At 68.8% G+C, this 6,302-nt stretch carries 7 protein-coding genes and 1 pseudogene; 1 reads left to right on the forward strand and 7 read right to left on the reverse strand.

Annotation, left to right across the window (positions count from 1 at the left end; translation table 11 throughout):
• Positions 1-165: 165 nt before the first annotated feature.
• From recX to ACWDU1_RS27820, 5 genes and pseudogenes are all read right to left on the reverse strand, one after another.
• Positions 166-672: pseudogene (gene recX, locus ACWDU1_RS27800) on the reverse strand (recombination regulator RecX); the annotation flags it as partial.
• Between the two features lie 247 nt (positions 673-919).
• On the reverse strand, positions 920-1,957 hold the full coding sequence (recA, locus tag ACWDU1_RS27805; protein WP_280398913.1) for a recombinase RecA: 1,038 nt from the start codon (positions 1,955-1,957) through the stop codon (positions 920-922).
• 148 nt (positions 1,958-2,105) lie between these two features.
• Entirely contained in the window at positions 2,106-2,555 is a 450-nt protein-coding gene (locus tag ACWDU1_RS27810; RefSeq protein WP_450002939.1) for a nuclear transport factor 2 family protein, read from the reverse strand.
• Positions 2,556-2,582: 27 nt separating this feature from the next.
• Positions 2,583-3,476, reverse strand: a complete 894-nt coding sequence (locus ACWDU1_RS27815) for a pyridoxamine 5'-phosphate oxidase family protein (protein WP_450002941.1) — start codon at positions 3,474-3,476, stop codon at positions 2,583-2,585.
• A gap of 19 nt (positions 3,477-3,495) precedes the next feature.
• Complete coding sequence (locus ACWDU1_RS27820) at positions 3,496-3,957, reverse strand: VOC family protein (protein WP_450002943.1); 462 nt, start codon at positions 3,955-3,957, stop codon at positions 3,496-3,498.
• A 151-nt stretch (positions 3,958-4,108) separates the two neighbouring features.
• On the opposite strand from ACWDU1_RS27820, the gene ACWDU1_RS27825 reads away from it, so the two are divergent.
• Complete coding sequence (locus ACWDU1_RS27825) at positions 4,109-4,624, forward strand: CGNR zinc finger domain-containing protein (RefSeq protein ID WP_450002944.1); 516 nt, start codon at positions 4,109-4,111, stop codon at positions 4,622-4,624.
• A gap of 16 nt (positions 4,625-4,640) precedes the next feature.
• On the opposite strand, the gene ACWDU1_RS27830 is transcribed toward ACWDU1_RS27825, so the two are convergent.
• A complete protein-coding gene (locus tag ACWDU1_RS27830) occupies positions 4,641-4,835 on the reverse strand; it encodes a DUF3046 domain-containing protein (protein ID WP_450002946.1) in 195 nt (64 codons plus the stop codon).
• A gap of 43 nt (positions 4,836-4,878) precedes the next feature.
• Entirely contained in the window at positions 4,879-6,042 is a 1,164-nt protein-coding gene (locus ACWDU1_RS27835) for a glycosyltransferase (RefSeq protein WP_450002947.1), read from the reverse strand.
• Positions 6,043-6,302 lie beyond the last annotated feature (260 nt).

Here is a 6,302-nt window from a genome sequence, read left to right on the forward strand (position 1 = left end):
GGTGAAGGCATGCTCCACGAAGACGATGCGCAGCGCCGGGAACCGATCGAAGACCCCGTCGAAGATCAGGCTTGATGCTCCGGGCCACCGCGATATTCCGGCACCGCCCGGACTTCGGCCCCGGCCGCCGTGCCATCCGGCCGGCCACGACGAGGCCGGCCGGGGTCAGTCGACCGGCGGGGGTTCGTCGGCGACGGCCCCGGGATTCGCGGCGTCCCATTCGGCCTTGACCACCGAATACGCCACCTGGTGGCCGTAGCCGCGGCGGGCGAGCATACCGACCAGCCGGCGCAGCGCCTTCTCCCGGTCCAGATCCGCGGGCAGGGTTCGCAGCTTGCGGCGTACCAGCTCGACGGCGCGGTCGTATTCATCGTCCGCGGTCACGGTTTCCAGCGCGGACTCGGCATCTTCGGCGGCGACGCCCTTGCGGCGCAGTTCCTGGGCCAGCGCGCGCTTTCCCTTACCGGAGAAGCCGTGCCGTTCCCGCACCCACTGCCGGGCGAAGTCGGCGTCGTCGATCAGCCCTACTTCGGTCAATCGTTCGAGCGCGGTCTCGGCCACCGGCTCCGAATAGCCTTTCGTGGCCAGGCGCCGGGCCAGTTCGGCCCGGCTGCGCGCCCGGACTGCGAGCAATCGCAGGCAGGCCTCCTTCGCCTGCTCGACGGTCCCACCCGGTTCGTCCTCGTCCCGGCCGTGGGTACCGCGCCGCGCCCGGCGGGACCGCCCGCTCTCCGGTACGACATCCGGTTCCCGGGCGCCGGCCGGAGGGGTCCGCTGCGGATCGGACCCCTCCGGCCGGGTACCCCGGGCGGTACCGGTAACTCTCCCACCGGCGGCCAGGAGTTCCTCGAGACGCCGCCGCATATGTGCCACCGGATCGGGGTCGCCCGAGCGGGTTGCGTCTCGTTCGTCCATCGCGTCAGAAATCGGCCGGGGTCTCCTCCGTCGCGGTCACATCCGCGCCGATCCCCAGCTTCTCCTTGATCTTCTTCTCGACCTCGTCCCGGATATCGGTGTTCTCGAGCAGGAACTTGCGCGCGTTCTCCTTGCCCTGCCCGAGCTGATCGCCCTCATAGGTGTACCAAGAGCCGGATTTCCGGATGAACCCGTGCTCCACACCCATATCGATCAGCGACCCCTCCTTGGAGATGCCGTGGCCGTAGAGAATATCGAATTCGGCCTGTTTGAACGGCGGCGAAACCTTGTTCTTCACCACCTTGACCCGGGTCCGGTTGCCCACGGCGTCGCTGCCGTCCTTCAGCGTCTCGATCCGGCGCACATCCAGCCGCACGGACGCGTAGAACTTCAGCGCCTTACCGCCGGTGGTGGTCTCGGGAGAACCGAACATGACACCGATCTTCTCGCGCAGCTGGTTGATGAAGATCGCGGTGGTGCCGGAATTGTTCAGGGCGCTGGTCATCTTACGCAGCGCCTGGCTCATCAACCGGGCCTGCAAACCGACATGGCTGTCGCCCATCTCGCCCTCGATCTCGGCACGGGGCACCAGGGCGGCGACCGAGTCGATGACGATGATGTCGATGGCGCCGGAGCGCACGAGCATATCGGCGATCTCCAGGGCCTGCTCACCGGTATCCGGCTGGGAGACCAGCAGGGCGTCGGTATCGACACCGAGTTTGGCGGCGTAATCGGGATCGAGGGCGTGCTCGGCGTCGATGAACGCGGCCACGCCACCCAGGGCCTGCGCGTTGGCGACCGCGTGCAGCGCCACGGTGGTCTTACCCGAGGATTCCGGGCCGTAGACCTCCACGATCCGCCCGCGGGGCAGACCGCCGATACCCAGGGCGACATCGAGGGCGATGGAACCGGTCGGGATCACCGATACCGGCTGGCGGGCCTCTTCCCCGAGGCGCATCACCGCACCCTTGCCGAAACTCTTCTCGACCTGCGCGAGCGCGAGCTCGAGGGCCTTGTCACGGTCGTAGGGCTGTGGCGCCATTGTGTCTCCCCTTTTCACCGGGTGGTGGTTGGTGTGGTTGGCGCCCACAGTAGAGGGCGGCACCGACAAGTTCGGGCCTCAGCCTAGACGAACAGATGTTCGAGTCAAGCCACGCGCCCGCGCGTCGTCACACGGGCCCACGACCTGATCACCACTGCGGCAATCCGGTCTCGTCCCCTTCCGGGCGGGTGCCGTGGATCCGCCGCTGCGCGGCCGCGATCGGGACATCGTCGATACTCGCCTCCCGGCGCGCCATCAGACCGTCCGGGGTGAACTCCCACTGCTCGTTCCCATAGCTGCGCCACCACTGCCCGGCCTCGTCGTACCACTCGTATTGAAATCGCACGGCGATACGGGAACCGGAGTACGCCCACAACTCCTTGCGCAGGGCATAGCCGTTCTCCTTCGCCCATTTCCGCGTCAGGAACTCGACGATGGCACGCCGTCCGGTGAAGTATTCGTCCCGGTTCCGCCAGACGGAATCGGCGGTATAGGCCGCGGCGACGAGCTCCGGGTCGCGGGTGTTCCAGGCATTCTCGGCCGCACGCACCTTTACCGCGGCGGTCTCGGCGTCGAACGGGGGCAGGGGTGGTCGCATGGACGTTCCTCTCGTGGATGAATCGATTCAAGGGTTCGCGGGCGACAGCTCCGGAGAAGTCCAGCGCAGCGGACCGGCCGGATGTTCGACCACCGCGTCGACGCTGAACTCCACGCCACCGGGCCGGGCGGAATCGGCCGAGCCGGAGCCGTCACCTCCGTGCCACACCGCGGCGGCCCTGCCGGTGAGCTGCAGCATGCCGCCGGTCTCCCAGTCCGGAACGAGGAGACCGCAGCGGGGCTCGACCGCGATGTTGCCGAGCGTCATGAACATCGAATTGCCCCGGTATTCCGGCCAGTACAACCTCGAGGGCGAACGCACCTGCAGAAAGCCCGGATTTCCGCCACGGTGTGAAGCGTCGGCCCGGCCTTCCGCGTCCACACTCCCCACGAAGAAGGCATCGGCCGCCGCGACCGCGCGCTGCTGGCGGGGACTCAGCGCGGCACCGGACCGCACCCGCATATCCGGGGAGACCGTTATCTCCGGGCCGACCACATACCGGCGCGCGATGTATTTCGGACAGTTCGAGTAGACTTGGTCCACGGTGATCCGCAGCCGGCCGCCGACCCGCCGCACCGCGCCATTGGCACGCATCCGCCGGCGGCGCCCGGGTTCGATCGCGAGCAGTCCCAGTTGCCGCGGCGTGGCCGCCGCAAGCGGATCTCCCACCTCGGGGACCGCCGCGATCTCGATCGTGCGGGAGTCGGGCACCCGGAGGAATCCCGGAGGCCCGGTCAGCCGGGTGACCCACGGCCGGCCCGAATCATCGGCCGCGGCGAGTACCACCATCGGCTGTCCGGCCAGAAAATGCGCGGCGGCATCGGGCACCACGGTGTGAATGGTGCGCCCGACCCGCTCGGCGATCTCACGCTGCCCCGCCCGCCGCTGCACCGCACGTTCTCCCGGATGAAAGACACTCATCGCGAATCGACCCGATCGCTCAGAAGAACCCGCAGGCCGGGGCCGCGCCACTGGGTGCGGGCGCGGACTCGGCGCCCGCGGGCGCGTACACCTCGAGCCTGATTCCGTCGGGATCGGTGAAGAAGATACCGCCGGAACCCGCCCCTTCACCGTGCGCGACCACGCCGTCGTAGAGGAAGGTGACCGCCCGCGCGGTCAATGCCGCCTCTACTCGGCGGACCTGATCGAGCGAGGGCACCTGGAACGAGAGATGGTGCAGCCCGGGCCGATCCACCGGAAACTCTCCCGCACTCTGCTGCCACAGCGTCAGTGTCAGCGCGCCGTCGATTCCGAGAAAAGCCCACCGCCGGTCGGCGTCGGTACCGGCCGCGAGTTGCTCGAAACCCAGGACATCGCGGTAGAAGGTCAGCGAGCGGTCCAGTTCGGAGACGTTCAATCCGATATGCCCGGTGGCGAGACGCGGGGCAAGAACTGCGGTCATGGTCGACCTCCTGAGTAGTAACCGTTGAAATTCTTATCAACGGTTAGAACCGTAGGACGCCGAACCCTCAACGTCAACCGTTGAAATCGATTTAGACAGTTACACTGGTGGAGCCGACTCCCACCCGGAAAGGAGACCGTTACCCTCAGGCATGCTCGATCCACGCCCCCACCTCGGTGAACCGCCGGCATTGGACCTGCTGAACACGCGGTGGATGGAGCACGGCCCCCGAGACCTGCTCAGCGATGTACCCGGGCTGAGAATCTGGCTGGACTCCGCCGGACTGTCCGAGCAGGCCCCCGCCGACGAACGCGCACTCGAATTCACCCTGGCGGCCCGCACCGCGATCTACGACACCGTCATCCACGGAACCTACGACGCCCTGAACGAGGTACTCGACCACGGCCGGATCCGGCGGCGCCTCACCGACACCGGCCCCCTCGATTCACCCGAGGTCGACGACCCGGCCCGGCTGCCCGGCTGGCTGGCCGCCGACAACCTGCTCACACTGCTCGCCGAAGCGCCCACCCGGATCCGCCGCTGCGCGCATCCGGACTGCATCCTGTTCTTCTACGACACATCCAAGAACGGCACCCGCCGCTGGCATTCGATGGCCACCTGCGGCAACCGCGCCAAGGCCGCACGCCACCAGGCGCGCAGAAGCTGATCCGATCCCGCTCCGGTCACCACCGCGCACGCGGGACATCGAATTCGGCGCACAGCGCGCGCCAGACCTCACGGGGATCGACTCCGGCTTCGATCGCGGCAGCACCGGTCCGGCTGTCGAGGGCGAGGATGACGTGATCACTGAGCAGAGTATCGCCCCGGGCCACGCCGAATTCGGTGTGCAAGAGTTCCTGGAATTCCGTCAACCGCACCGTGCACAAGATACCCGCCCCGGCGCGAGCGGCAGCGGCGCGGTCAGTGCGCGCGCACACCGTCCAGCACACGATGGCAGATCGCCACCGGGTCGGCCGCATCCGCCACACCGGTCGCCGCGGACCGCGCCGCCGCGGTGAAGCCCGGTTCGTCCAGTATCCGCAAGACCGCCGCGCGCACCGCCTCCGCCGTCAACGGACGGACCAGCAGCGACGATCCCTGACGAGCGGCTCTATTGGCCAGTTCCCACTGATCGCCGCCGCCCGGCACAGTCACCACCGGCACCCCCGCCGACAACGATTTCGCCAGCAGGCCGTGCCCGCCCCCACCGACCACCACGGCGGCGTGCCGCAGCAGTTCATCCTGACGACCGAGCCCCGCGGTCGCCCAGTCCGGCAGCGGACGCGGCGGGTCGTCGAGCATCGAGACCGCTACCCGGACCCCGGCACCCTCCAGCGCCGACAACACCGTTTCGGCCATCCCCGCGACACCGGTATGCGCCGTCGACGGCGCCACCATCACCAGCGGCCCGTCACCGGGCGGCAACTCCAGCCGCCGATCGGTGGGCTCCCACAGCAACGGCCCGACGAGCTCCGCCTCCACCGGCCAGTCCGGGCGCTCCACCTCCAACGCGGGCAAGGTCGCGACGAGGCGGGCCGCCGGGCCCGGATCGGCCGCGGGCAACCCCACCCCCACCCGCGCCATCTCACGCTGACGCTCCCCCGCGCGCACCGCACGCGCCGTGAACGTACGCAACACCGAATCCCGCACCCGGCCCCGCATCCCGATCCCCGGCGCCAGCCCGCTCCCGATGGGCGGCAGTCCCTTCGACGGCAGGTAGAGCGGATGCGGAGACAGCTCCACCCACGGCACCCGCAACCGTTCCGCGGCCATCCCACCACCGGCGGTGAGCACATCGGAGACAACCAGTTCCGGCAACATGGCGCCGAGCTCGGGCAGGATCTCGGTCGAGATATAGGCCGCGCGCTGATGAATCCGCGCCCCGGCATCGGCATCGTCGTCCATCGGCCGCGGCGCCAACCCCTTCAACCGGCGCACCCCGATTCCCGCGCCCCGCGCGGCATCGAACCAGCGGGGCCCGGTGAACAGGACCGGCTCATCACCGGCCTCCAGAAACCGCAGGCACAGCGCGATAGCGGGAAACGCATGACCCGGATCGGGACCGGCGACGACAGCCACTCGCATCCGCTGAGTTTATTGGCGCGGCTCCGCCGCGCGAGGTTCGGCCCCCTGAGCGTCGCGGGCCGGACCCTTCGAGGGCGTCGGGAGGTGGCCTCGCTCATGTGGGTGAGGAGGTGATCTCGTCCGCCTAGGTGAGGAGGTGGCCTCACACGCCTAGGCGAGGAGGTGACCTCACACGCCAAGGCAAGAACGTGACCCCACACGCCAAGGCAAGAACGTGACCCCACACGCCAAGGCAAGAACGTGACCCCACACGCCAAGGC

Source organism: Nocardia sp. NPDC003345 (genome assembly GCF_053589395.1).